Annotated in this window: 33 protein-coding genes, 19 tRNA genes, 1 rRNA gene and 1 pseudogene; 6 read left to right on the top strand and 48 right to left on the bottom strand. The window is 38.2% G+C overall.

Going from position 1 to position 21,452, the window contains the following annotated elements:
• Positions 1–251 precede the first annotated feature (251 nt).
• The 25 genes and pseudogenes from FFM51_RS02790 to FFM51_RS02690 form a co-directional block, all read right to left on the bottom strand.
• The gene (locus tag FFM51_RS02790; RefSeq protein WP_137597129.1) at positions 252–770 is read right to left on the bottom strand and encodes a hypothetical protein; all 519 of its coding nucleotides are present in this window, start codon (positions 768–770) and stop codon (positions 252–254) included.
• Positions 771–773: 3 nt separating this feature from the next.
• Positions 774–1,058, bottom strand: a complete 285-nt coding sequence (locus tag FFM51_RS02785; RefSeq protein ID WP_137597192.1) for an HNH endonuclease — start codon at positions 1,056–1,058, stop codon at positions 774–776.
• Positions 1,059–1,322: 264 nt separating this feature from the next.
• The gene (locus FFM51_RS02780; protein WP_137597128.1) at positions 1,323–1,529 is read right to left on the bottom strand and encodes a hypothetical protein; all 207 of its coding nucleotides are present in this window, start codon (positions 1,527–1,529) and stop codon (positions 1,323–1,325) included.
• A 213-nt stretch (positions 1,530–1,742) separates the two neighbouring features.
• Positions 1,743–2,189, bottom strand: coding sequence for a hypothetical protein (locus FFM51_RS02775; RefSeq protein ID WP_137597127.1), 447 nt, complete (start codon positions 2,187–2,189; stop codon positions 1,743–1,745).
• 89 nt (positions 2,190–2,278) lie between these two features.
• Entirely contained in the window at positions 2,279–2,524 is a 246-nt protein-coding gene (locus FFM51_RS02770) for a hypothetical protein (protein WP_041093414.1), read from the bottom strand.
• Complete coding sequence (locus FFM51_RS02765; RefSeq protein WP_137597126.1) at positions 2,524–2,979, bottom strand: RusA family crossover junction endodeoxyribonuclease; 456 nt, start codon at positions 2,977–2,979, stop codon at positions 2,524–2,526. Before FFM51_RS02765 ends, FFM51_RS02770 begins: the two co-directional genes overlap by 1 nt.
• 3 nt (positions 2,980–2,982) lie before the next feature.
• Complete coding sequence (locus FFM51_RS08770) at positions 2,983–3,156, bottom strand: hypothetical protein (protein WP_170999551.1); 174 nt, start codon at positions 3,154–3,156, stop codon at positions 2,983–2,985.
• Positions 3,140–3,304 (bottom strand): hypothetical protein, encoded by a 165-nt coding sequence (locus tag FFM51_RS08765; RefSeq protein WP_170999550.1) that lies wholly within the window; start codon positions 3,302–3,304, stop codon positions 3,140–3,142. The genes FFM51_RS08770 and FFM51_RS08765 overlap by 17 nt, the downstream gene beginning before the upstream one ends.
• A 359-nt stretch (positions 3,305–3,663) precedes the next feature.
• A pseudogene (locus FFM51_RS02760) lies at positions 3,664–3,816 on the bottom strand (DNA-methyltransferase); the annotation flags it as partial.
• Positions 3,816–4,514, bottom strand: a complete 699-nt coding sequence (locus FFM51_RS02755; RefSeq protein ID WP_223875880.1) for a hypothetical protein — start codon at positions 4,512–4,514, stop codon at positions 3,816–3,818. The gene FFM51_RS02755 and the pseudogene FFM51_RS02760, both read right to left, overlap by 1 nt.
• A complete protein-coding gene (locus FFM51_RS02750; RefSeq protein ID WP_137597125.1) occupies positions 4,498–4,818 on the bottom strand; it encodes a hypothetical protein in 321 nt (106 codons plus the stop codon). The genes FFM51_RS02755 and FFM51_RS02750 overlap by 17 nt, the downstream gene beginning before the upstream one ends.
• On the bottom strand, positions 4,805–5,389 hold the full coding sequence (locus tag FFM51_RS02745) for a DUF1642 domain-containing protein (protein ID WP_137597124.1): 585 nt from the start codon (positions 5,387–5,389) through the stop codon (positions 4,805–4,807). Before FFM51_RS02745 ends, FFM51_RS02750 begins: the two co-directional genes overlap by 14 nt.
• A 193-nt stretch (positions 5,390–5,582) precedes the next feature.
• Positions 5,583–5,810 (bottom strand): YopX family protein, encoded by a 228-nt coding sequence (locus FFM51_RS02740; RefSeq protein WP_223875879.1) that lies wholly within the window; start codon positions 5,808–5,810, stop codon positions 5,583–5,585.
• Positions 5,811–5,990: 180 nt separating this feature from the next.
• Positions 5,991–6,131: a hypothetical protein gene (locus FFM51_RS08760; RefSeq protein WP_170999549.1), complete on the bottom strand. Its 141-nt coding sequence runs from the start codon at positions 6,129–6,131 to the stop codon at positions 5,991–5,993.
• A gap of 3 nt (positions 6,132–6,134) precedes the next feature.
• Positions 6,135–6,539 carry a hypothetical protein gene (locus FFM51_RS02735; protein WP_137597123.1) on the bottom strand — a complete coding sequence of 135 codons (405 nt, stop codon included), beginning with the start codon at positions 6,537–6,539 and terminating at the stop codon, positions 6,135–6,137.
• Positions 6,539–7,774: a replicative DNA helicase gene (locus tag FFM51_RS02730; RefSeq protein WP_137597122.1), complete on the bottom strand. Its 1,236-nt coding sequence runs from the start codon at positions 7,772–7,774 to the stop codon at positions 6,539–6,541. Before FFM51_RS02730 ends, FFM51_RS02735 begins: the two co-directional genes overlap by 1 nt.
• A gap of 66 nt (positions 7,775–7,840) precedes the next feature.
• On the bottom strand, positions 7,841–8,680 hold the full coding sequence (locus FFM51_RS02725; RefSeq protein WP_137597121.1) for a conserved phage C-terminal domain-containing protein: 840 nt from the start codon (positions 8,678–8,680) through the stop codon (positions 7,841–7,843).
• Between the two features lie 16 nt (positions 8,681–8,696).
• A complete protein-coding gene (locus FFM51_RS02720) occupies positions 8,697–9,305 on the bottom strand; it encodes a DUF669 domain-containing protein (protein ID WP_137597120.1) in 609 nt (202 codons plus the stop codon).
• Positions 9,306–9,307: 2 nt separating this feature from the next.
• The gene (locus FFM51_RS02715) at positions 9,308–10,027 is read right to left on the bottom strand and encodes an AAA family ATPase (protein WP_170999557.1); all 720 of its coding nucleotides are present in this window, start codon (positions 10,025–10,027) and stop codon (positions 9,308–9,310) included.
• Positions 10,028–10,663 (bottom strand): DUF1351 domain-containing protein, encoded by a 636-nt coding sequence (locus FFM51_RS02710; RefSeq protein WP_137597118.1) that lies wholly within the window; start codon positions 10,661–10,663, stop codon positions 10,028–10,030.
• Positions 10,663–10,863 carry a hypothetical protein gene (locus FFM51_RS02705; protein WP_137597117.1) on the bottom strand — a complete coding sequence of 67 codons (201 nt, stop codon included), beginning with the start codon at positions 10,861–10,863 and terminating at the stop codon, positions 10,663–10,665. Before FFM51_RS02705 ends, FFM51_RS02710 begins: the two co-directional genes overlap by 1 nt.
• Positions 10,864–11,151: 288 nt before the next feature.
• Positions 11,152–11,439 carry a hypothetical protein gene (locus FFM51_RS02700; protein ID WP_041093986.1) on the bottom strand — a complete coding sequence of 96 codons (288 nt, stop codon included), beginning with the start codon at positions 11,437–11,439 and terminating at the stop codon, positions 11,152–11,154.
• 37 nt (positions 11,440–11,476) lie between these two features.
• The gene (locus tag FFM51_RS02695) at positions 11,477–12,190 is read right to left on the bottom strand and encodes a phage regulatory protein/antirepressor Ant (protein WP_137597116.1); all 714 of its coding nucleotides are present in this window, start codon (positions 12,188–12,190) and stop codon (positions 11,477–11,479) included.
• A gap of 51 nt (positions 12,191–12,241) precedes the next feature.
• Positions 12,242–12,397 carry a hypothetical protein gene (locus FFM51_RS08755; protein WP_157869568.1) on the bottom strand — a complete coding sequence of 52 codons (156 nt, stop codon included), beginning with the start codon at positions 12,395–12,397 and terminating at the stop codon, positions 12,242–12,244.
• Between the two features lie 11 nt (positions 12,398–12,408).
• Entirely contained in the window at positions 12,409–12,591 is a 183-nt protein-coding gene (locus FFM51_RS02690; protein WP_041093989.1) for a hypothetical protein, read from the bottom strand.
• A gap of 275 nt (positions 12,592–12,866) precedes the next feature.
• Here FFM51_RS02690 and FFM51_RS02685 point away from each other — a divergent pair, with 275 nt between their 5' ends.
• The 5 genes from FFM51_RS02685 to FFM51_RS02665 all read left to right on the top strand — a co-directional run bounded on the left by FFM51_RS02685 (position 12,867) and on the right by FFM51_RS02665 (position 16,300).
• The gene (locus FFM51_RS02685; protein WP_137597115.1) at positions 12,867–13,190 is read left to right on the top strand and encodes a helix-turn-helix domain-containing protein; all 324 of its coding nucleotides are present in this window, start codon (positions 12,867–12,869) and stop codon (positions 13,188–13,190) included.
• A gap of 1 nt (position 13,191) precedes the next feature.
• Entirely contained in the window at positions 13,192–13,596 is a 405-nt protein-coding gene (locus FFM51_RS02680; RefSeq protein ID WP_137597114.1) for an ImmA/IrrE family metallo-endopeptidase, read from the top strand.
• Positions 13,597–13,693: 97 nt separating this feature from the next.
• Positions 13,694–14,206, top strand: a complete 513-nt coding sequence (locus FFM51_RS02675) for an Ltp family lipoprotein (protein ID WP_041093995.1) — start codon at positions 13,694–13,696, stop codon at positions 14,204–14,206.
• A 117-nt stretch (positions 14,207–14,323) separates the two neighbouring features.
• A complete protein-coding gene (locus tag FFM51_RS02670; RefSeq protein WP_137597113.1) occupies positions 14,324–14,950 on the top strand; it encodes a hypothetical protein in 627 nt (208 codons plus the stop codon).
• Between the two features lie 180 nt (positions 14,951–15,130).
• On the top strand, positions 15,131–16,300 hold the full coding sequence (locus FFM51_RS02665) for a tyrosine-type recombinase/integrase (protein WP_137597112.1): 1,170 nt from the start codon (positions 15,131–15,133) through the stop codon (positions 16,298–16,300).
• A 196-nt stretch (positions 16,301–16,496) separates the two neighbouring features.
• On the opposite strand, the gene FFM51_RS02660 is transcribed toward FFM51_RS02665, so the two are convergent.
• The 3 genes from FFM51_RS02660 to FFM51_RS02650 all read right to left on the bottom strand — a co-directional run bounded on the left by FFM51_RS02660 (position 16,497) and on the right by FFM51_RS02650 (position 18,785).
• Entirely contained in the window at positions 16,497–17,201 is a 705-nt protein-coding gene (locus FFM51_RS02660) for an adaptor protein MecA (protein ID WP_137597111.1), read from the bottom strand.
• 134 nt (positions 17,202–17,335) lie between these two features.
• Positions 17,336–17,737: a transcriptional regulator SpxA gene (gene spxA, locus FFM51_RS02655; protein ID WP_137597110.1), complete on the bottom strand. Its 402-nt coding sequence runs from the start codon at positions 17,735–17,737 to the stop codon at positions 17,336–17,338.
• 307 nt (positions 17,738–18,044) lie between these two features.
• The gene (locus FFM51_RS02650; RefSeq protein WP_137597109.1) at positions 18,045–18,785 is read right to left on the bottom strand and encodes an MBL fold metallo-hydrolase; all 741 of its coding nucleotides are present in this window, start codon (positions 18,783–18,785) and stop codon (positions 18,045–18,047) included.
• Between the two features lie 93 nt (positions 18,786–18,878).
• On the opposite strand from FFM51_RS02650, the gene FFM51_RS02645 reads away from it, so the two are divergent.
• Positions 18,879–19,367 (top strand): hypothetical protein, encoded by a 489-nt coding sequence (locus FFM51_RS02645; RefSeq protein WP_137597108.1) that lies wholly within the window; start codon positions 18,879–18,881, stop codon positions 19,365–19,367.
• A 175-nt stretch (positions 19,368–19,542) separates the two neighbouring features.
• Here FFM51_RS02645 and FFM51_RS02640 read toward each other — a convergent pair.
• The 20 genes from FFM51_RS02640 to rrf all read right to left on the bottom strand — a co-directional run bounded on the left by FFM51_RS02640 (position 19,543) and on the right by rrf (position 21,358).
• Positions 19,543–19,617 (bottom strand) — tRNA-Asp (locus tag FFM51_RS02640).
• Positions 19,618–19,621: 4 nt separating this feature from the next.
• A tRNA-Met gene (locus FFM51_RS02635) sits at positions 19,622–19,695 on the bottom strand.
• Positions 19,696–19,713: 18 nt separating this feature from the next.
• Positions 19,714–19,785 (bottom strand) — tRNA-Glu (locus tag FFM51_RS02630).
• Between the two features lie 6 nt (positions 19,786–19,791).
• Positions 19,792–19,879: transfer RNA gene (locus FFM51_RS02625), tRNA-Ser, on the bottom strand.
• A 7-nt stretch (positions 19,880–19,886) separates the two neighbouring features.
• Positions 19,887–19,960: transfer RNA gene (locus tag FFM51_RS02620), tRNA-Ile, on the bottom strand.
• A 6-nt stretch (positions 19,961–19,966) separates the two neighbouring features.
• A tRNA-Gly gene (locus tag FFM51_RS02615) sits at positions 19,967–20,037 on the bottom strand.
• Positions 20,038–20,066: 29 nt separating this feature from the next.
• Positions 20,067–20,139: transfer RNA gene (locus tag FFM51_RS02610), tRNA-Phe, on the bottom strand.
• A 4-nt stretch (positions 20,140–20,143) separates the two neighbouring features.
• Positions 20,144–20,218 (bottom strand) — tRNA-Asp (locus FFM51_RS02605).
• Positions 20,219–20,222: 4 nt separating this feature from the next.
• Positions 20,223–20,296 (bottom strand) — tRNA-Met (locus FFM51_RS02600).
• 7 nt (positions 20,297–20,303) lie between these two features.
• Positions 20,304–20,393: transfer RNA gene (locus FFM51_RS02595), tRNA-Ser, on the bottom strand.
• A gap of 37 nt (positions 20,394–20,430) precedes the next feature.
• Positions 20,431–20,504: transfer RNA gene (locus FFM51_RS02590), tRNA-Ile, on the bottom strand.
• A gap of 22 nt (positions 20,505–20,526) precedes the next feature.
• Positions 20,527–20,600 (bottom strand) — tRNA-Met (locus FFM51_RS02585).
• Positions 20,601–20,638: 38 nt separating this feature from the next.
• Positions 20,639–20,712 (bottom strand) — tRNA-Pro (locus tag FFM51_RS02580).
• Between the two features lie 4 nt (positions 20,713–20,716).
• A tRNA-Arg gene (locus FFM51_RS02575) sits at positions 20,717–20,790 on the bottom strand.
• 5 nt (positions 20,791–20,795) lie between these two features.
• Positions 20,796–20,881, bottom strand: a tRNA-Leu gene (locus FFM51_RS02570).
• A 19-nt stretch (positions 20,882–20,900) separates the two neighbouring features.
• A tRNA-Gly gene (locus FFM51_RS02565) sits at positions 20,901–20,972 on the bottom strand.
• Between the two features lie 8 nt (positions 20,973–20,980).
• Positions 20,981–21,053: transfer RNA gene (locus tag FFM51_RS02560), tRNA-Thr, on the bottom strand.
• 34 nt (positions 21,054–21,087) lie between these two features.
• Positions 21,088–21,160: transfer RNA gene (locus tag FFM51_RS02555), tRNA-Lys, on the bottom strand.
• A gap of 2 nt (positions 21,161–21,162) precedes the next feature.
• A tRNA-Val gene (locus FFM51_RS02550) sits at positions 21,163–21,235 on the bottom strand.
• A gap of 6 nt (positions 21,236–21,241) precedes the next feature.
• Positions 21,242–21,358 (bottom strand): 5S ribosomal RNA (rrf, locus tag FFM51_RS02545).
• Positions 21,359–21,452: the final 94 nt, after the last annotated feature.

Genomic DNA, 21,452 nt, shown 5'->3' with positions numbered 1-21,452 from the left:
GGTTCCCATTTCAAATTTTCATTCAAACTTTTTGACCCCGGGGGTATGACAATTTTTATTTTTGTTTCTGCCTGAGAAAGCATTTTTCCACATAGTATTCTGACTCTGCTGTTTGACTCAAATTGAGCTGACGAGCATAGTTCTTAGCATGATGCATACTGTCGAATGCTCTATCAGTGTTGACTATACCTGTGTGTGTCCTCTTCATGACTACATAGATGATTACCTCTGACATGCTGTGCCTCCTATTGTTAGTTAAAGTATGTCTTGCCCGTTACTACATCAACCTTGATCTTGTGTAATGTTGGTTGATCATCTGACTTAAGATAACAACTAACAAGATAATACTGTTTGCCAGGTCCATCAAATGTAGACGTGACATACTTAAACTCACACGAAACAATGACTGCCCGTTCTCTGTCTACATATACTAGAGGCAACTTGTTGGTGTTATCCAACCTAATCAATACTTCCCCTTTGCCTATAACGTGTCCGGCCATTATGGACTTATCGCTAGAGACTTTAGTCTTGTCTACACTTTCGTCGTGCTTAGATATTTCCTTATACAATTTGTACTCATCGTAAGTACAACCAACTAATGTATGTGAACCATCAGCATGTTCAATGTTGAGTCTGTGATTGCGCTTGGCACCACACTTAAGGCACACTTCATATTGTTCATCTATATCGCTATCCTTGTCTTCAATGTGTTTGCCTGCCCATTGCCAATCATGAACATGCATTGATTTAAATAGATCCCTTAACCCCATTGCTCAGTCCCACCTTTCGTCTTTGCTCCACTTGTTATCCTTGTTAACATGCTTATGAGTTGAGTAGTTCATTCGATGATGTCTCTTGTTGTGGCAGTCTTTACACAACGTACGTAGATTGTCTGGGTCGAGCGCTAACTCTGGATAGTATTCCAGTTCCTTGATGTGGTCTACTTCCAATATGATTGGCCTACCATGGTTATCCACATCACCCTGTCTAGTCACACGTCCCTCTGCTTTGCACCACTGACACTCATAGTTATCGCGACGTAACACATAGTCATGCATGCTGTGCCACTTAACTGAGTTGTAGAACTCTGCTCGATGTGAATGTGTATCAGTCTGTAATTCCAACTATCTAGCCCCTATCATTGTTGTTCTCTTATGCAGTCAATAATGGCAACATCTTGTCTATTACAATCAATCATTGTTACGTACATTATTTAGATCTACTTGTCATCAATAATATAATTACCATATCGCGTAGCGTTGGCAACTTGCTATTACCAATTAATATTTTTTGATAAACCAACGTTTGCCCTAGATAGATAATCAATTATCATGCCCTCTGAACATCGCTGTCATAGCATCTAACGCCACCTGTCTCGCTAGATTTGTATCACTTGTATCACTCAATGCGGTTTGATACATTGTTAAATACTCACGTGATAGTGAAATGGATTGCTCTCTCATTTCCTGATCGAACACAATACCCTTAATGTCCATCTCGATATGTTTCAGCATATCGTCCTTATCCATATATGTTTGCCTCCATAATAAAAACCACATCAGGAATCGAACCCGATGTAGCTGTTGATGCAACTCTGCAATTTGAATTTGCTTAATCTGATTTGAGCAACGCACGATTTATATTGATAATACTTTGCCGTCCTCAATCAAATTTGCATGCTATTAATATAAACCCTGTAAAGCAAGATGTCGGCACCATTAAGGGTGCTACTTTAATGATACCTAGAACAATTTAATTTGATTCTTGTTTTCTTCTGGCATATCCCACATATCTAACCAAACCAATCTGCGTTTTAGCTCTGCATGAACACGTTTGATAGTCTGATATGAATAGCCAATGTCTGGTATGTCTGCAATATCCATCAATGTTTTGCCATTGATATACTTCTCTTTCAATATAGTATTCTCAATTCCACTGAACCGATCTAGCAAGTTCATGACTTCGTCTTTAATCTTGTAATCCTGTTCTAGCAACTTCTTGTATTCAGCAATTATCTCTTCAAGCTGTGAAGCATTAGACTTCTTGTTCAGCTTGATATTCCTGAGATCACCATCAGTATATCTGGATAGCTCGATTTCAGTTCGTCTCAAATCTAGCTCAATGTTGGCAATCTCTTCTTCGTTATCCAGATATGTTTTAAGCCACTGGAAACTGTTATGACTTCCCAATCTACGCCACCCCTTGTGTTATAATTAAATTTGTAAGTTAATTTTGAGTGGTGACGTTTCCTTAATTGGGAGCGTCTTTTTTTATGCAATTATTTATCCAATTCCATTTCAGTTTGTCCGTCCGCTTCACGTCGCTCATCAGTATCTAGCTCTGTTTGGTTTGGAGTAATTGCTAGAGTAACCTTTGAATTAATTAAATTGGCTAACTCACCAATATGCCCATCTAACATTGCTGTATCAACTTCAAGAGTTATCTTAGTAACTCCTTTATTCGTTGGGTGAACATCTGCTAATACTGCTTCTACATCAATAGTGTTGTCTTTAATTTCATTCATTATGGTTCCTCCATTTGATATTCAAATTCATTAATTGAATTGATCTCTTTAATTACAATTTCAACTCGTGGATTATCACTATATTGCTTCTGCGTAATAACCTCACACACCAAGTTATCGTCAGTCCAAATATTAGCCTGTGACAGACCGTCTAATATACCTTTAGTGTAATTATCTACGTCGGGCTTTTTAATCGGTAGAACGTCTCCTGTGGCTTTTAAAGCATATAGCTTTTTTGACGTTGATTTTTGAATTGGTCTATAAACTTTAATCATCACGGATAACGGTTCATCCAATGCTTTGTTTGACCACGTCTGAGCAACAACATCAACGATGTGTTTTTTATATTCTTTTGATTTTGGCGGATCATATGTTGTTACAAATTTGCCACGAGAAACAAATCTAGGTCTGCCCTGTGCAACTGGTTCGCCTGGTATTGTCAGTTCATATTGCAACGGCTAATCACCTCGCCAAAACAATATAAATGTACCAGCTGCTACAATATCACATGCCACTAATAACCAGCCTAGGTCTGTTAGTCCATGCAAAAATACATAAGCAGCATACCCAGTTAAGATTGCGATTGAGCCTGCTAACAAGGCTAGGAAGATTCCATTAATTGCTTTCTTCATCTTCTGACACCTCCACAATCGTCATTGCAGGAACAGTCCACCAGTCTGGGTAGTCCGCTGATGCGTCGATAAACTCTTCTGCTTTTTCGTATGTCCTAAATGTGGCAATTACTTCACCGCCAAACATATTGCGACATTCATACCTCATCGTCTGTCACCTCGGATATATTTAATCGTGTCGTATATTAACCAACTGAAAAATATTAGCGGTATGAACATGAACGCGGTTGTGTTGAACCATCCGAATAACACGAACCAATAGATGCAAATTAATGCGGACACATCCCCAAAGATACAAATCGCGATTAATAAACATCTGAAAAACAACACTAGCTTGCTTGCTTTTGGTTTCGGTTTGAATTTCAAGTCCTCGACTAAATTGTTAGCCGGGTCGAAATCATGCTGTCTTGTTTTCATTTTTCAGCCTCTTTTCCATTTAAATAACTCCCTCACGCTGTAATTCGACACGGCTTTAACATTTACGGTTCCTCTTCACAACAGCAATATTTCACCGTTCTTATTATTTCCGCCCTCGTACCATTCAGGGCTTGACCCATAAGCATTATTCCCAATGTTGTACGGAATATCTGCGATAACCAACTGAGCTTTGGGAATGCCATAACGTTTGTAATTTTGAAAATTATCGTTAAAAAGTTCCATTACATACCCTCCAGTTTAATGTGCATCCGTTTAGCACGTTTAATTACTACATCACGTATCACTTCATGTTTGATCTTAGACAAGCCATTCAAATACTGAACTAGATTGTCGATGTTCATTTCAGTGTTCATAGCTACCTCAATCTGTACATCAACGATTCGCTTTTCTTCACCAGTTAATTCCGGAACGCTTTTGTATGATGATTTTGGTATCAACTTACGATACCGACGATTAACATATGGTGCATCTACAAACGTTCCATAACCTAGATCATTAATTATCATTGTAATCTGATCAAACGACTTTCCGTGTGCTTTCTTATCCAAAATGATTTTGTCAATATGCGACTGATCGTTGTGATCAAAGTCCATCGGCTTTCTTGTTAAACTAATTGGCCTAAACGATATACGTCTTTCGATTTGTGAATTAGTCACATTGATTCGAAGCGGTCCCGACTTATTAAGCCAGTAAAGTGTCTCTACCTTTGACCAGCCGTTCTTAACACCTAATGCTATATATTTGTCCAGTGCTTGATTGATCTTCACCACACGTGACGATTGGCGGTCTTCTTGACTTCTTTCAACCATGAACGGCTTACGTAATTCTGCTAGTCGTTTGTCATCTTCTGGGACATGGGAAAGATTCCCATAGTCACTCTCCAACACATGGAGCAATTCCATATTAATTTTCGTCATCATCCACCCATTCAGCGATATACGATTGCTCAGGCAACAATCTAATATGACCATCTGATGTGGTTACCTTGTAATACAAATCGGAATAGCCTATCCAACCATCATCAGTAGTATTTCTTGGCAGCATACTGTCAATCGCTAATTCGATTGAGACAACCTTTGGTGTGTCCTCACTTGTCGGCCCATACGGGTTCGTATCAAATGGAAATCCAATCATTTTCACCATTGGAGTTGGCGACATATTACCAGTAATGCCATCTTGCTCATAGGCACCTAATCCAACACTCTGTAAGCTAATTATTTTCATCTGCTTCAACCTCCACAGCATCTTGCTTATATGCCCCTGGCACTTGCTCAATCTCCGCTTTCGTAAACGTTTGAATTAAATTACTTTGTCTGCGACTCGCAAACCAATGACCGTTTCGTTTACTTTTCCTTGACAAATATTGTTGATATCCATCTGATGTTTTCAAATTTGGTAATGGAATTCTGTACAGCTGTTCTTTCTCAACTTTGTAGCCGTTTATGATGGCTTTGATGAAATTAAGCTTATCGTCATAACCGGTATCATCTAGTTTTCTATTTTCTGTCTGGTTGGTCACAATACAATAAATTAAGTTTGTTTTGTCAGTGTCTCTCTTGACCCATTCATCAAACCACGCTGGCACTTTGACTTTTGCGGTTGGCACTTCGTATTCCTGTTTTGATACTAAATTAAACGTAATGTGTGAACTGCCGCTGTAGTAACCATCAAACCAATTTAATTCGCCAAACTGTTTGGCTAGTTCTTCACCTGTCATTTTCATTTGCCTGCCTCCATTTTTTAATTCGAATGTAATACTTTCTATTTTTTGAATCGGCATCATATCATCGTTCATTTATCTGCCTCCTCAAGATGTTCTTTGGCATGTTGCGCCATGCGCCGTTTCTTTTTCCTGATTGCTGATCGTTTGTGTCCGTGCTTCATTCGTCTACCTCCAACAATTCCATGTTCTCGTGAGTGTTACCAATAATCTCTGGAATCATATCGTCCCAAACATAATTACGAAATCCACCTGTCCAAACGCAGAATCAACCATTGAAAAACATAACTTTTCCGGTGTAATCAGTGCCTTGATAATCATTTTCACAGTGAACAATATCGCCTTCATAAATTTCTTTGCCGTTCACGTCTTTCAGGCCGGTAAACTGTTCAAGCTTAAAATAACTTGCATCTAAGGCATCCAAGGTCAACCCTTTCAATTCGTCATATTCCCTAATTACCTTGCACTCGTTGTCCCACACTCTAAACTTAATCATCTTCGCCATCTCCAAACATAATTTGGTCTAATTTCCATCACATACCCTCCAGTTTAATGTGCATCCGTTTAGCACGTTTAATTACTACATCGCGTATCACTTCATGCTCAGCAGCTTGCCCAAAAACAGTACAAAAGTTATATAGCCTGCAATAAACATTAATATTTTAATTAACATGTGCTATCCTCCAATTCGTAACTTAACCACTTCTACTGTGCCTTTATACTTGTCGGCATAGTCTGTGGCTTTTTGTTTATCTAGAAATACTACCCGTGGCTGTGTCTTAATGACTATTACATAACTGTTAATCTCGTGATCCATGCTTCATTCCCCTTGTCGTTGCTCTGTGTCCAATCTGTCTAGCAATACGACTAAATCATTGCTTAACTGTTCAGACTCACTAGCGCGGCTTATATCGCCCTCATATTTGATGAGTAAAGCAGACAGATACGTTTCACCATCTTCAATAAATTGCCACCCTTGTTCATGCTCTTGCTCAGCTATCCAGAATGCCTGCCATACGTCTTCAATCCGTTTTGTGTCATATTGCCTGATGAATTTTTGAAGTGAATCACTAGGATGTTTGTTAAACGTTGCTTGCAGCTTCTTCTGAACGTAGGAATAATATTTTGCTCTTCCTAGCATTGCCTTGACCGCTAAGCTCTCTTTGTAGTTAGCTGACTTCATTAATTCTTTATATTCGTTATAGTCCATGTATGCCATATTCATCACAACTCCTGAAATAACATTTCTTCACCATTAAAATGGTAATTAATTCGTCCTAGAGAGCCTTCACGGTTCTTCTGGATAATTAGTTGTTCAACTTCTCGTTGCTCCTCATATGGACGATATAGGAACCCTACAACGTTACTATCTTGTTCAATAGAACCTGACTCTCTTAGATCGCTAAGCTGTGGTGTTTTATCGTTCCTTGATTCAATGCCACGATTTAGTTGTGCTAATGCAATGATTGGAACATCAAACTCGTTAGCCGTAATTTTTAGTTCTCTTGTAATTTGGCCAACCTCAATCCAACGATCTTTATTACCAGAAACAGATATCAAGCCTACATAGTCTATGATCGCAACATATTTATCCTTATCCATTTGAGCAGCATTTCGTCTAATCGTCTGAACGATTCCATCAAGTGTTGGTAGCTTGTCATAGATATGCAAATCGTGTCTTACAATCCATCCCATCCCACGCTTTACAATTTCTTTTTGAATATCATTCAATTCAGATGCTGGATTACGTAATAGTTGACTAGAAAAACCAGTGTCTCTTGAAACAAAACGATTTATCATTTCTCGTTTGCTCATTTCTAAGGTGAAATAATCCAAATGAATTTCTGGATCTTGTTTCAAAATTTCATAGGCCAGATTGACGCTGTATGCTGTCTTACCAACAGATGGGCGAGCACCAATCGTCAACAACATGGATCCATATAATCCACCGGCCAGCAATGTATCCAACTTCTTATAAGTCTTAATGCCACTAGGCTGTTCATGGTCTAAACGATATTGCAGGTCTTCCAGTGTCTTCTTGATATCACCGCTATCTTCAACTTCACCAATATTTTTTAAATTATTAAGAGCATCCAATAATCCTTGCTCTGTTTCTGCAAATGGTGATTTCTGATAATTTCTAACAGCTACATCAACATCACGTTTAACAGCCAACTTGTGCAAATATTTGACATTGCTGTACAAATTAGCAGCAGTAATAAACTGCCCTTGTAGCTTAATTAACTCGTGAAAAGATAGTGTAAGATCTGGATAAATCATCTTGGCCTTGCCATATATATTCATTAATTCGGCATCTGATCCCCCCAACTCATCAATTGCATCAAAAACAGCTTTGTAATTGTGATCAACAAACCACTCTGAGTTAACTGCAACAGTGTTAATTAAATGTGGATCATTAAGTAGAACTATGATGATCGAACCCTCAATATCATTATTCACGTTGCTACGTCCTTCTTTCTTTAGCGGAATTTTCTTTCTTTTTTAGCCCATGTGGTTCAGGCAAGTTCATTCTTGTAGTTCTGGATGTGCTGCTAAATATTTTTTAGTAGCCTCATCTGCTTGTTCCTTCTGCTTTTCTTTATTTCCTATATCATCAACTACTGTAGATTCGGCCTTTTTGTGCTTATTATTAGCCGAATTAGCATCATTCAAATATCCTTCAAATTTACTTGGTATAAATAATGTACTAGGTCGTAAAAATTGATTCATTTCTGGATCATTTTTCCACTGGCTTGCTTTATATTCGACCACTTTTGCTAAATCAGCTTTGGTGTATCCTTCTTTAATTCGATTATTAATATTTGTTCGATTACCTTTAACATTTTTAAAATGCCGTCCAGTTTTTTTATTAAACCAATTAAAGAAATCTTCAAAATCAATTTTTGTGCTGTCGGGTTTGCCCGACAAAGAGTGTTCTTTATTAGCATTCTCTACATTCTTGTATGTGGCGGAGTGTTGGCGGTTTGATGGCGGAGTGTTGGCGGTGTGCTGTGCAGTTTCTTGGTACTCGTCCCACTTAATCACTGTAACCACGCTGTATTTAGTAGTTGTTTTGATGTGCAACATTTCCATACTTTTTAATTTCTTTAGCAATCTCCATGCAGAGTCAGCAGAAATTTGATGGCGGTTTGGTGAACCGTAGTTGTACTCATTGCCTATTGCTATGCGCCCTGTGACGAATTCACCGCTGTGCAAAAGTATTTCTTTACCGTTGAAATTAAACGATCCTGTTTCGTGACTCGCTTTAGTTAGGCATAAGATCCACATCTTCAGGAGATTAGGATCCGACCAAACAAGCGAATCAGTTATTTTTCTGTAGATCTTTATCCAACCTTGTTTGGCCATTGATCATCACCCCAATTTAGAATGGCAAATCGTCATCTGAGATGTCGATTGGCTTGCCATTATTAGCAAACGGATCATTGGCACCGTTTTGTGTACTAGCTTGGTTCATCCCTGCTTGTGCATTGTTAGCTGCATCATTAATATCATCTGTTTTAAATTTATGTGCTACGTTTGGGAAATCAGTGGTACTGTAATTCCATGGAGCTACTCGATTAACTTCTGTCGTCTTGCCTTGATAAGTATTATCTTCAGTTTTTACAAAAACTTTAACTGGCTTACGCGACATGAATTTGATAAATTCATCTGGATAATCTACCGCTTTTTTATCTGGCCAGCCAACAGCTTTCAAAATGCTATCCATGCCGTCTAAATCGTATTCTTTAGTTGTTTTACGTTTCCAGTTATCATTAAATACATGGCGATTATGATATTGTGCATTAGTACCTTTCAGTTCAGGCACACCATCTAAATCGTTGCGTACAATCAAGTCAATTTGTAATGACTCTGCACCACTTTTTGTAGCTGTTTCCTGCACTTTGTTGATTACCATCTCGTAAGTTCCTTCTGGAAGTGGTCCATAACTGTGTTCCTGAATGTTTGAATAGTTTGGTGTATGTTTAGTCATGATTATTTACCTGCCTTTTCTTCTTTTTTTGTTGTTTTATTTTGTTCTGATCCAAAGCTGTACAATTCTTCAATTGGTGCTGACGTTCTGTCATCTAATCGATTCTTGGCAAAGATTCCGTCATTGCCTTGTAGAATCACACCACGGCCACCAGTCTTAGGATTGATAACTACTCGACCGACCACATCAGCCATACCTAACAAACCATCACGTACACTCTTTCTAATTTGCGGCGCGTACTGGCTGAATGTTTGGCCAGTCTCGGTAGTTACGTCATTCTGTGTTTCCCATGCCGTTGTGAGGATATTGATGTTGTCTAACGAGTAAGCAACAATCATGATGCGAGCAAAGTAGTTCGTCCATTGACTGTAGTCTTGCAGTTCGTTACTAATGCCGTTATGTGAAGCACGTCCTTTTTCAACAAACCAATCCTTTTCAAGCGATGAAATATTATCAATCACTAAGTTGTCATACTTTTTAGTTAACTCAGTCGCCTGCTTCAAGAACTCAATCAATTCTTCTTCTGGCTTTGAACGATCAAATTGGATAACATCAACATCCAACCCCTCAAGCACTTTGGCTGAATTATCTAAATCCAACACGAGCGTCTTACCTTTGAGATACTTAATTGATGATGTTTTACCAACACCCGGCTTGGAGTAAATAATCACTCGCCAATTTTTGTTTCGTTTAATGTTTTTTGCATTTACAATTTCCAATATTTATCCCTCCTTGTTCTGCATGTAATGGATCTCATTTTCATCTAAACAACTAGCTACCGTTTCTAGCTCATCATCGGTGACGTAAAGGCTGACACTGTATTTATAAACAATCTCACCATCATCATTAATAAACTGTCCTGACTGCTTGTTTATGCCGTCTGGTAGCTTGCCAACACTAAACCGGTTCATGAGCGTTAACTGCTCGCTAATTTCACGTTTAAGCTCAATATCACTTATTGATTTGGTTAACCATTTCGATTTAACCTCGACCTTATCTGGGTCGATTTGGTAACTAAATGCCATATCGGCAATCAAATCTTTAACTCTCGTTTCCCTGCGTAGCTTTTCGCCCATCTCAATTGTTTTGATTTGTGCATCGATTGGTTCTTTAACTTCATGAATCATTGATTTGAGTTCGTTTACTTGCTGTTCCATACCCTTGTATGCGTCAACGTAAGGCTTTTTAAGCTCCTTTTTTCGATCATCAATATCTTTAGTAAGCTTGTTTAACCCAGCTCTTACTTTTTTAGCCTGCTTAGCGTCAGTCACAACTAAATCCCGGTACTTATCTAACACACTTCCTAAGTTCTTCTTAGTCGCTTCAAATCGATCAAATACTACTGGTTCTAAATTCATTATTTATTCACCCTTTCTGACCACAAATCTAAAAAATCTGTTAATCCGTTCTTTGCAATATAATCGCGTGCGCCATCGATCCAGTCATCTTCGTAGAACGACGTTCCGTCAGCTAGTTCCCGCTTGTTGTTTGCTGGTTGACCGTTACCATCCCAGAACTCATCGGCAACACCTTTTGTAATTGGGTTATCGAGTCCCATTGCGTGACATCCCCAATCGTGCTAAGATTCTGTTAATCATATTTTTCATATCTAGCCGATTTGAGTTGCCGCTCAAGTCGGTTTTTTTGTAGATTAAATTTGTTTGAATAAGATAATAATTTTCGTTAATCATTTTTCACCTTCTCCAAACAATTTATCTTTTCCAACCTTTCCAATTCCATATCCAACAGCAATCCATACACCTGTTGCTATAATTTTCTGTAAATATATTCCGATTAACACGTACATAATTAATTCCCCCTATATTGCCTTAGCTCGGTCATTTGTTTAATTTCGCAGTTGATTGTTCTTAACCCATTCATCAACTGCTTTAAGGGAGTAGCTGTAATTTTCTTTGTCGCCTAACTGCATTCGTGGAAACCCTGCTGTGTTCACAATTGCTGCCATAGTCTCAGCACGACAGTGAAATACATTTTTTTGTAAATAAGTTTGATTAACAATTTCATCATGGTCACGTTGTTTGTCGATTAGGGGTTTCATACTGTCCAATAGTTGCTGAGTAAATGTTTCTAAAAATGATTTACTTGCTTGATCATTGAACTCAATGTTGAACATTTAAATCACCTTCTTTATTTCTGCCCATATGTCTCACCTAGTTTGCCTGTAAAAATCTGTTGATAAAGTAGCTTTGCCCTTTGCCAGTAACTTTTGGTGTCTTAGTAGTAACTGTTACTCCATCACCATTGATGTGTGTTGATTCTTTAATTTCAAATAACCCTAATTCCATCGAACGTTGTGTCGGTGAATTATAATCAGCGCCCTTGCGACTAATTAAGTAATGCTGTTCTCGTAACCAGTTGAATAATCTACGTGCACCTGTTTCAATTCCGTTCTGTTTTAAAATCTTGGCTAGATCGCCAACTAAAATTGATGTGTGACTAGTTGCTACTGCATCAGCGAATAATGCTTTAGGCTTCAATACTTCAATTTTTTCAGCCTGATCAGCTGCAAGTCTTAATGCCTCAGCCATATTTGTTGGTACTTGGTAACCACCTGTTTGTTCAATCTGTCGTTCCATTTGATTGAATGCATCAATGTACTTAAGTTTGAATCCTAATGCCCGTGTACCAGTGAATCCCATAGCCAATAATGTAAAACCGTCGCGATTCATAAAGATTTGCCGATATTGTCTGCCACGGCTATTCGTATATAGGGATTCTGAAAACATATTTTTCACTCCGTGATTTTCCTGAGTGAGATTGTCGATGGCATCTAAGACATCATGATGATTCTTTCCAAACGTTTCCGATACCTGCAAGCTGCTTGTTACTGCTTGCTGTTCTTTCATAATTACTAAATCGTTCATTGTGGTGCTCCTTTCTATTTGAGATAATTAGTTACTCCAAAATATTGGTGGTCATTCTTTTTTTATTGTTGCGTTTTGCTGAAATTCTTTAATTACCAAAGTTGATAAATGTTGCCATAGTGACGTGGTCAATTCGTGTTCTTGTACAAATTCAACCAGTGATGCTGCTAATTCATTTTCTTCTTCAACTGTAATTACTTTTTTCACATCCATTCCCCCTACTTCATTCCTAAATATTCTTTGACCTTCTGCAAATTTTTCTCGGCTGCTGGTCCCATAGTTGTTCCGGTAACTAATTGACGTAGATATTGATCCGACCATTCAAAATGTCTAGCAACCTCAACTTGCTTCATTTCTTTGTCAATTAATCGTTTCTTAAACCGTTTCTCAAGTGTTGACATGTATGTGTTCACCTACTTCCTTTTTTAATTAATAATTTCAGCTATAAAAGTTATTGACTAAAAAGTATTATCGTCGTACAATTAGTGCACAGTTAAATAAGCAATTAAAAGTCATGTAACTCACGTCTGCCAACGTTTAAACATGTTCGTTTTGTTTTGCTTATTAGCTAATAACCTTAGCTGATGAATAAAGTATAACGACGTTCGTACTTTATGTCAATACATTTGTACGAATATAATACTTTTTATTTTCAGTTATTTGGAGGAATGCCCAAATGACACTATTTGAAAGAGTTCAAAAACTTGCAAAAATTCATGGAATGAATGTAAAAGAAGTTGCGATTAAAGCCGGACTTAGCGAAAATGCTATCTATGGGTGGAAGACACATGTTCCCACCAAGGCAACTATAAAAGAAGTAGCACGGATAGTCGGATCAACATATGAGGAATTAACTGGTGAAAAAGAAAATATTGAACCAACTAAAATCGACCTAGGTGCTGCTCTAGATGATTCAGATGATGTAATCATGACATTTGATGGGAAACCAATACCCGATGAAGACAAAGAACTAATTAAACGGCTGTTAAGAGGTAAATAATATGGACGATATCGTAATAGATTTATGTAATTATGCTATGAAACATAATATAGGGTTTATTCTAACAAAGCATTTAGATTCTAGTACTGTAGCTGCTGCCAACACAGAGTCACGTACCATAATAGTTAATACGAATTACAAGGATAAACGACAGATACCATTACAGTTTGCTCATGAAATTGGGCACATTGTTAATGGTGATCATTCAATGAGAGCTTTGTATTTTACACCATCAAGATATGGTATTGAATTAAAAGCTAACATTACTGCATTAAATTTATTAGCATCCTATTATTTAGAAGATAAACCAGATGAGTACGTGGACGTCGATTCATTTATGGAAATGTTCGCCGTTCCTGAGCATCTACGAGATGCTGCTGAACAAGTTTTATATAGTAATGATTAATATGTATTGTCCGAATGGCTGACGACAATAAAAGCCGCCTACCTAATTAATGAAGTGGTCTCATTGGTTAAATAAAATTCAAGGAGTCAGGTATATTATGTCTAAAAAAATTCAGGGTGAAGATGGAAAAACTTATGTACAAAAGAAACCATTCTACAAACGTTTCTGGTTCTGGGTTTTAATTATTATTATCGTTATTGGTGTGGGTTCACAAATGGGAAATGGATCAAGTTCAACATCCAGTAGCTCATCCTCTAGCGAATCATCATCTGCAAAATCATCATCCTCATCAGAAAAAGTGCCAACAGAATACAAAAATGCTCTAATCAAAGCTCAATCCTATGCAACAACAATGGATATGTCGGAAGCATCTGTTAAAGCACAATTAACTTCTGACTCTGGTGAAGGCTTTTCAGAAGACGCTGCTAATTATGCAATGAAGAATTTGAAGGGTGTTAATTGGGATAAAAATGCTCTTGCCAAAGCAAAGAGTTATCAAGATGATCAAGCTATGTCTGTAGATGCAATCCGTGAACAATTAACTTCAACTGCTGGTGAACAATTTACAGCAGAACAAGCGGATTATGCTATTCAACATTTAGGAAATTAAATTATTCATTCCACCACTATGGTGGATTTACATATGCATTCACTCATTATTAAAATCTATTTATTGTCCCTAACACAGACGACATTAAACTCGGTGAAACTATTGGGAGTGAAATTTATGTCTACGTTTTTAGGATTTATTTGTGTTATTGGGATTGTTGTTACTATTGTCGGTACTGTAATGTTGATAATTGATTATGCAAAAGAAAGAAAAATTAAAACTTCACTAATCGTCTTAGGCACAGGTATTACGGTTGGCATCGTTGGATTTCTTGGGGCTGGTGCCGTTGAGTTACATCAAGAACGGGTAGCACAAGCTCAGGAAAAACAGGATGAGCATGCCTTTAAAGCTGCGTCGGATAAGTTTACATCAAAATATGCAGTAATTGGATCTAATTGTGAGGACTTAGGAAATACAGTTTATAAAGCATGGGGCACTGCTATTGATAACTCTGGTGATGATTATGACCCCACTGATACAGTCAGCAATATAATGACTGACAACATTGATGATGTTTATTCAATTGATAGTGATGTCAAATCAGAAAAGAAACTGCTTGATACCATGGAAAAGCACAAGAACGATAAATATAATTACACGGCGTATAAAAAAGCATATACCGATTTGAAATCTTTTAGCGATACCGTTACTTCTCCATCTGGTAGCTATAATGATTTTGCATCTGATTATTCTGATGCTGATAAAACTGTTTCAAATCAGTACGATAATATGGCAAACAATTAATTCACCAATAAAAAAAGCACACCCTCATCCCCGACCAAAGTTTTGAGAGTGTGCTTACAAACCTGACACTACAAGAGTATCTGATTCTGACTTATTTAGTATACCTGAAAGGAAGTGACCTGACAAACATTTATCCAAAAAAATTGCCTTAGCTCGGTCTAATTTGAAAGGATAAATAAAATGAAATATTTAGATGAACAAAAATTGAAACGTGATCCACGAGTTAGAAGCTATAAAACTAAAGATGGTGACAAACGTTATCGTGTTAGATTTAAGAAAACAATTCTAGGCAATCAACTTTTATTCGAAAAACAAGGTTTAAAAAATTCACGACTAGCTACCCAATGGGCTGATGAAGCAATTCATCAGGCAATGTTAAACAATGGAACCGCCAAACATGTCAGTGTTCAAGAATACTTTAATCTTTGGCGAAAACGGCATACAGACGTAAACGATTGGAAACCAGATACTATCCGTGACTATGACATGATTTTTAATAATCACATTTTGCCACGATATGGTAATACTAAATTGGAAGACATTAATCGTAATGAGTTCCAAGAATATTTGAATTCATTATACGAAATCGAACGTGTTGGTAAATCGTCAACCAAGATTGGCTACTCGTCTAAGACAATTAGTACTATCAAACATAATTTTAGTATTATGCTAAACGAAGCAGTAGAAGATGAGTTAATTCCAATCAATCGAATTAAGCGTTGTCGTGTCAAAGATACTGATAAACACAAACGCAACTTATCGATTACCGAAGATAAGTATTTTGAGGCCATAGACGCAGCCAATCGGGTATTAGACCCAATTGGTCTTGGAATGTTTTACCTGTCCCTATTGGCACTTAGACACGGTGAAATTATGGGTATGCAACCTCAATATGTATTCTTGGACCACGTTCAAGTAGAAATATCCAGAACCCTTGCAGCACCAGACGGGAATACACTAAAAAATAAGCGTTCATACCGTGATGTTCCAATTACCCCCAAAGTACACAAGATTTTACAGAATGCGATTAATGCTTCACGTCAAATTTATTCGGAGTGTGATAAGCAATTAAAAAAAGACTCCTTTATTTTTGTTAATCGTGATGCCAGACCAATGAACTATACAACTATCAACCATCATTTTGATTTAGTCTCTGATGAAATTGGGTTCCACATCTATCCACATTTAATGCGACATGCATTTGCTACTTTTGCAATGCCACAAGCTGCTGATCCGGTTGATGTTCAAAATATTATGGGACATTCTCATCTTGATATGACACTCAAATATGACACAGGTACGGAAAAACGAGCGAAGGAAATAGTAAAAAATATGTCCGTGTTTGGGTAATTTTTGCTAACAAAAAAATCGCTCAATCCCTTCCATGAAAAAGGATTGAGCGACTAAGGTGAGTAAGAAAGTGTGTAAAAGTTTACGTTCCCCACCAACTTCTCACTTTATAGGTGAAAAAGTGGAACTATTTGGAATTATTGACTATTGATAAACCGCGGTATATCAATCCTTGTGACTCCAGATAATTCCCAAATCACTTAGAAAAATAAAATCGCGTCAGCTCAAGGGCTGAGTTATCCATAACCTTCTTACCATGTTCATTTAAAACATCCGCAGTGACATTTGCCTTATCACCGTACTCATAAGCAATTGCTAGTTCATCTTTAATTGTTTCAGGTGTTGTTTGATCAACAAAGAAAATAATCTCTAGATAATAGTCGTCGCGATACGTATATAAATTGGAAATCGCATTTTCTAAATGTAATACACGCGCAATTTGGACCATATTTTCAAAGTCAGACAACTTAATAACTGTAATACTCTTCTCTAATTCTTGGTTATTAACTGCCTCATCCAACTCATCAGCACCAATTGCACTTTTACGTTGATCTGAATGCTTAGCATCGGTTTGTTCTAATTGCCGTTTTAGAAAATCAGAAATGTCATCTGTTTGCAAATTTTGATCGTCATCAGTTTGGTCAGCAATGACTTCTTCATCAATCCCATTCTTACTAATAAACAATTCTAACCCGTTTCGATTTGGTAAAACTTGGAAAGTAACCGAGTCGTTGTCCTGAAACTGATGTTCAGTATCAACTTCTTCTAAAATACTGTAAAAGAAGCTTTCGATCTGCTGATGATTTCCCAACAAATCAAGGACAGTAATCCCTCGTTGTGTCAAATCATCATTTCCGATCAACACACGAATCGTGTTTTCGTTAATTCGTTCCATTTCCATTGAACTAGCACCCCTTTCGATCCGCACAAAATGCTTCTTATTTATTGTATATTCTAACCGTTTTTACTAAAAAGTAAAGGAAAGCACAAGCAAAAATGTCTGACACACATAATCATGCATCAGACATTTATCATTTAAAATAAATTGGCTTGTCGTTGTGCTTCTGCCAACTCTAGCGCCCGCACTTCACGTGGCAAGAATCGTCGAATTTCATCTTCATTATAGCCAACTTGCAATCGCTTATCATCAATAATAATTGGGCGACGAAGCAAGCCCGGATTCTTTTGAATCAATTCATATAATGTTTTCATTGGTAAATCATCTAAATTAACGTGTAATTTTTGAAAAGCCTTTGAACGTTTTGAAATGATTTCCTCAGTGCCATCTTCTGTCATTCGAAGAATTGTTTTAATTTCATCCATTGACAATGGTTCTGAAAAAAGGTTCCGTTCTCTATAAGGAATATTGTGTTCTTGCAGCCAAGCACGTGCTTTACGACACGATGTGCAACTTGGAGATGTATAAAGTGTAACCATATCAGTTTGCCTCCTTCAACCACCATAGCTGTAATTAACTATGATGTAATTCCCTGCTACGCTTTTAATTATACAACAAAAAGAAAAAAAAAGATAGTTGATTTTAAAAATCATTGAAATGAAAGTCAAACTTTTTAAAACACTTTTTATTGAATAATGTATAATAAGCTATTTATATGCATTCATTAACGTGTTTTTGTCCATTATTCAGTTGACTACAATCGTTTATTCACTAATTGATTCAAAAAGATTTTAATTATGATTTTTTTGTGAATTTATTTCAATTATTACTTAAATAACTTAAAAACTAGATTTCAATCACCTTTCCAGTAGCAGCATATTTCACAATCAGCTTACTATTTGTAACTTTTTTAGCACTAGTAACTAACTTTTTAGGATCAATATTTTGAGGTAGATGTGATAGCAATAATTGTTTAACTTCCGCTTCAGAAGCAATTCTGCCTGATTCTTCCGCAGTCAAGTGCCACTTTGCACCTGTCGGTTCCGCTAAAAAATTAGTGTCTGTGATTAATAAATCTGCGTGACTAGCAAATGCAACCAGAGCATCCATATAAGCAGTATCTGCCGTAAAAACAAAACTATGATTTGTTTTCCTTTCAGTAAACCTCATTGCATAAGCAGTTACAGGATGTTTGGTTGCCAAAAAATTAACATCAAAGGGTCCCAATTTTAAAGTTAAATCTGGATCATAAGCTTTTGCAACAGTAGCGTTGGTCCAATTCAGTTTTGAAAAATTAGCTTGATCTTCTTTATGTCCATAAATTGGTAAAATAGGTTGTTGCTTTATTCCATTATTTAGTTGCCAGTAGTGTTGTAAAACACCCACGTCTGCGATGTGATCAGCATGATAATGTGATAAAATAACGGCATTCAATTGAAGTGGATCGAGAACTTGTTCTAATTTCAGCAGTACGCCACTGCCACAGTCTAGTAATAAATTATAGTTTTCTGTTTGAATCAAATAACCCGACGTTGCTTGGTTATCATATGGATAGCCGCCATAAAATCCTAAAATTGTAATTTTCATATTTTCCTCCATTTATATTGTTGACACACCTAGATAGTATCATTTTATTTTAACTTATAAAACTCCTATAATCTGGTTAGGAGGATGATTATAATGTTAAAACAAATTAGCGCAACCTTTGGCAGTGAAGAGTTATTAACCAAAATAATGGCCCAAAATACTGATCGTAACTTCAGGCTATTGCAAGCAACTCCACAAGACAACCAATTACAATTAATTGATATATCCGGCAAACCATCCATATTTAAAACACCAATTAACTATCGCCTATTAGGTCATATCGGTAACGATGAATTTACTGGATTATTTCACTTTGAATTTTTAAAATTGGACAATGATAATCAAAAAATTTGGTACGCTGCCGTTAATCATAATATTTTGACCTCCATCCTGCCCTCAGGAATGCTAGCTGCTTATTTATGCGAAAATAAGGTCCGTACCAACGAAAGTTTGCTATTAACCATTTGGAGGACATCAAGTAGCTTAGATCAATGGATAAAGAGCAAAAGCTATCAAAAAATAAACTTATTCAATGATAGTCAAAATCATTTTTATCAGCAAAATTACAGTATTGTACAATAGCAGCAAATTATTTTTTAAGAAAGCAGCTTTCCATCAGAGTCGTGTTACACCGGACTTTAGTGGAAAGCTGCTTTTGTATTAACATTTGTACGATCTTTTATTTCAAAAGACGAGTGCCTATTGCTTTTTTTTTAATAAAAAAGCCTTACAGCAAAGTGTAAGACTAATAAATAGACGGTCCGTACGAGACTCGAACTCGTGATCTCCTGCGTGACAGGCAGGCGTCCTAAACCAACTAGACCAACGGACCAAAATTGCGGGAGCAGGGTTTGAACCTGCGACCTTCGGGTTATGAGCCCGACGAGCTACCAGACTGCTCCATCCCGCGATAATATAAAATTGAAAATGACCCGTACGGGATTTGAACCCATGTTACCGCCGTGAAAGGGCGGTGTCTTAACCACTTGACCAACGGGTCATAAAACGGAGAAGGAGAGATTCGAACTCTCGCGCCGCTTACGCGACCTACACCCTTAGCAGGGGCGCCTCTTCAGCCACTTGAGTACTTCTCCAAAAATATGGGCCTAAATGGACTCGAACCATCGACCTCACGCTTATCAGGCGTGCGCTCTAACCAGCTGAGCTATAGGCCCATAAAAAGCGGGTGACGAGAATCGAACTCGCGACAACAGCTTGGAAGGCTGTGGTTTTACCACTGAACTACACCCGCATAAAGTCTATAAAATAAAGAAAAACCAATGGCGCGGGACGGAATCGAACCGCCGACACACGGAGCTTCAATCCGTTGCTCTACCGACTGAGCTACCGAGCCATAACGGTCCGTACGAGACTCGAACTCGTGATCTCCTGCGTGACAGGCAGGCGTCCTAAACCAACTAGACCAACGGACCAAAATTGCGGGAGCAGGGTTTGAACCTGCGACCTTCGGGTTATGAGCCCGACGAGCTACCAGACTGCTCCATCCCGCGATAATAAAGGAGGATGAGAGATTCGAACTCTCGCGTGGTTTGACCCACCTGACGGTTTTCAAGACCGTTCCCTTCAGCCAGACTTGGGTAATCCTCCATAAAAACCAAATATGCTACAGCGTCCAAGTAACCTATGGACCTTGTAGGACTCGAACCTACGACCGGACGGTTATGAGCCGTCTGCTCTAACCAACTGAGCTAAAGGTCCAAACTCGCATATATCCGGCCTATCGCGGCGGGGGGGATCGAACCCTCGACCTCCCGGGTATGAACCGGACGCTCTAGCCAGCTGAGCTACACCGCGAAAAACAAAGAAACTAATGAATAAACAAAACGTTTCAATCGGGAAGACAGGATTCGAACCTGCGACCCCCTGGTCCCAAACCAGGTGCTCTACCAAGCTGAGCTACTTCCCGAAAATGCACCCAGTAGGAGTCGAACCTACAACCTTCTGATTCGTAGTCAGACACTCTATCCAGTTGCGCTATGGGTGCAAAAATGCCGAGGACCGGGATCGAACCGGTACGGTCATCACTGACCGCAGGATTTTAAGTCCTGTGCGTCTGCCAATTCCGCCACCCCGGCATAATTATAGAATTGGCAAAGCGGAAGACGGGATTCGAACCCGCGACCCCCACCATGGCAAGGTGATGTTCTACCACTGAACTACTTCCGCATTACTAATGCCGACTAAAGGATTCGAACCTTCGACCCCCTGTTTACAAGACAGATGCTCTGCCAACTGAGCTAAGTCGGCATTACACATAATGCCTGCCAATAAAAATCGGCAATGAGCCGTGACAGTCTCGAACTGTCGACCCTCTGATTAAAAGTCAGATGCTCTACCAACTGAGCTAACGGCTCAATGGAGGATACAGGGCTCGAACCTGTGACCCTCTGCTTGTAAGGCAGACGCTCTCCCAACTGAGCTAATCCTCCATTGAAGCATGGCAACGTCCTACCCTCGCAGGGAGCGATCCCCCAACTACTATCGGCGCTCAGAAGCTTAACTTCTGTGTTCGGCATGGGAACAGGTGTATCCTTCTGGCCATCGCCGCCACACTATGCACTCACGTGCGTGAGAACTTGCGCTCTCAAAACTAAATAATATCGAATTTTCTACATCCAACCGTTACACCACTTTGTGGTTAAGTCC

The sequence above is a fragment of the Paucilactobacillus kaifaensis genome (genome assembly GCF_005405145.1).
Taxonomy (GTDB): domain Bacteria; phylum Bacillota; class Bacilli; order Lactobacillales; family Lactobacillaceae; genus Paucilactobacillus; species Paucilactobacillus kaifaensis.
This window is presented reverse-complemented; position numbering and strand designations above follow the sequence as displayed.

Bases quoted from the DNA above. Each gene is read 5' to 3' on its own strand.
- FFM51_RS02790 (WP_137597129.1), bottom strand. From the start codon at position 770: ATGGGGTTAAGGGATCTATTTAAATCAATGCATGTTCATGATTGGCAA.
- FFM51_RS02785 (WP_137597192.1), bottom strand. From the start codon at position 1,058: ATGCATGACTATGTGTTACGTCGCGATAACTATGAGTGTCAGTGGTGC.
- FFM51_RS02780 (WP_137597128.1), bottom strand. From the start codon at position 1,529: ATGGATAAGGACGATATGCTGAAACATATCGAGATGGACATTAAGGGT.
- FFM51_RS02770 (WP_041093414.1), bottom strand. From the start codon at position 2,524: ATGAATGAAATTAAAGACAACACTATTGATGTAGAAGCAGTATTAGCA.
- FFM51_RS08770 (WP_170999551.1), bottom strand. From the start codon at position 3,156: ATGAAGAAAGCAATTAATGGAATCTTCCTAGCCTTGTTAGCAGGCTCA.
- FFM51_RS08765 (WP_170999550.1), bottom strand. From the start codon at position 3,304: ATGAGGTATGAATGTCGCAATATGTTTGGCGGTGAAGTAATTGCCACA.
- FFM51_RS02755 (WP_223875880.1), bottom strand. From the start codon at position 4,514: ATGATGACGAAAATTAATATGGAATTGCTCCATGTGTTGGAGAGTGAC.
- FFM51_RS02750 (WP_137597125.1), bottom strand. From the start codon at position 4,818: ATGAAAATAATTAGCTTACAGAGTGTTGGATTAGGTGCCTATGAGCAA.
- FFM51_RS02745 (WP_137597124.1), bottom strand. From the start codon at position 5,389: ATGAACGATGATATGATGCCGATTCAAAAAATAGAAAGTATTACATTC.
- FFM51_RS02740 (WP_223875879.1), bottom strand. From the start codon at position 5,810: ATGATTAAGTTTAGAGTGTGGGACAACGAGTGCAAGGTAATTAGGGAA.
- FFM51_RS08760 (WP_170999549.1), bottom strand. From the start codon at position 6,131: ATGGATCACGAGATTAACAGTTATGTAATAGTCATTAAGACACAGCCA.
- FFM51_RS02735 (WP_137597123.1), bottom strand. From the start codon at position 6,539: ATGAATATGGCATACATGGACTATAACGAATATAAAGAATTAATGAAG.
- FFM51_RS02725 (WP_137597121.1), bottom strand. From the start codon at position 8,680: ATGGCCAAACAAGGTTGGATAAAGATCTACAGAAAAATAACTGATTCG.
- FFM51_RS02720 (WP_137597120.1), bottom strand. From the start codon at position 9,305: ATGACTAAACATACACCAAACTATTCAAACATTCAGGAACACAGTTAT.
- FFM51_RS02710 (WP_137597118.1), bottom strand. From the start codon at position 10,663: ATGAATTTAGAACCAGTAGTATTTGATCGATTTGAAGCGACTAAGAAG.
- FFM51_RS02705 (WP_137597117.1), bottom strand. From the start codon at position 10,863: ATGGGACTCGATAACCCAATTACAAAAGGTGTTGCCGATGAGTTCTGG.
- FFM51_RS02700 (WP_041093986.1), bottom strand. From the start codon at position 11,439: ATGTTCAACATTGAGTTCAATGATCAAGCAAGTAAATCATTTTTAGAA.
- FFM51_RS02695 (WP_137597116.1), bottom strand. From the start codon at position 12,190: ATGAACGATTTAGTAATTATGAAAGAACAGCAAGCAGTAACAAGCAGC.
- FFM51_RS02690 (WP_041093989.1), bottom strand. From the start codon at position 12,591: ATGTCAACACTTGAGAAACGGTTTAAGAAACGATTAATTGACAAAGAA.
- FFM51_RS02685 (WP_137597115.1), top strand. From the start codon at position 12,867: ATGACACTATTTGAAAGAGTTCAAAAACTTGCAAAAATTCATGGAATG.
- FFM51_RS02680 (WP_137597114.1), top strand. From the start codon at position 13,192: ATGGACGATATCGTAATAGATTTATGTAATTATGCTATGAAACATAAT.
- FFM51_RS02675 (WP_041093995.1), top strand. From the start codon at position 13,694: ATGTCTAAAAAAATTCAGGGTGAAGATGGAAAAACTTATGTACAAAAG.
- FFM51_RS02670 (WP_137597113.1), top strand. From the start codon at position 14,324: ATGTCTACGTTTTTAGGATTTATTTGTGTTATTGGGATTGTTGTTACT.
- FFM51_RS02665 (WP_137597112.1), top strand. From the start codon at position 15,131: ATGAAATATTTAGATGAACAAAAATTGAAACGTGATCCACGAGTTAGA.
- FFM51_RS02660 (WP_137597111.1), bottom strand. From the start codon at position 17,201: ATGGAAATGGAACGAATTAACGAAAACACGATTCGTGTGTTGATCGGA.
- spxA (WP_137597110.1), bottom strand. From the start codon at position 17,737: ATGGTTACACTTTATACATCTCCAAGTTGCACATCGTGTCGTAAAGCA.
- FFM51_RS02650 (WP_137597109.1), bottom strand. From the start codon at position 18,785: ATGAAAATTACAATTTTAGGATTTTATGGCGGCTATCCATATGATAAC.
- FFM51_RS02645 (WP_137597108.1), top strand. From the start codon at position 18,879: ATGTTAAAACAAATTAGCGCAACCTTTGGCAGTGAAGAGTTATTAACC.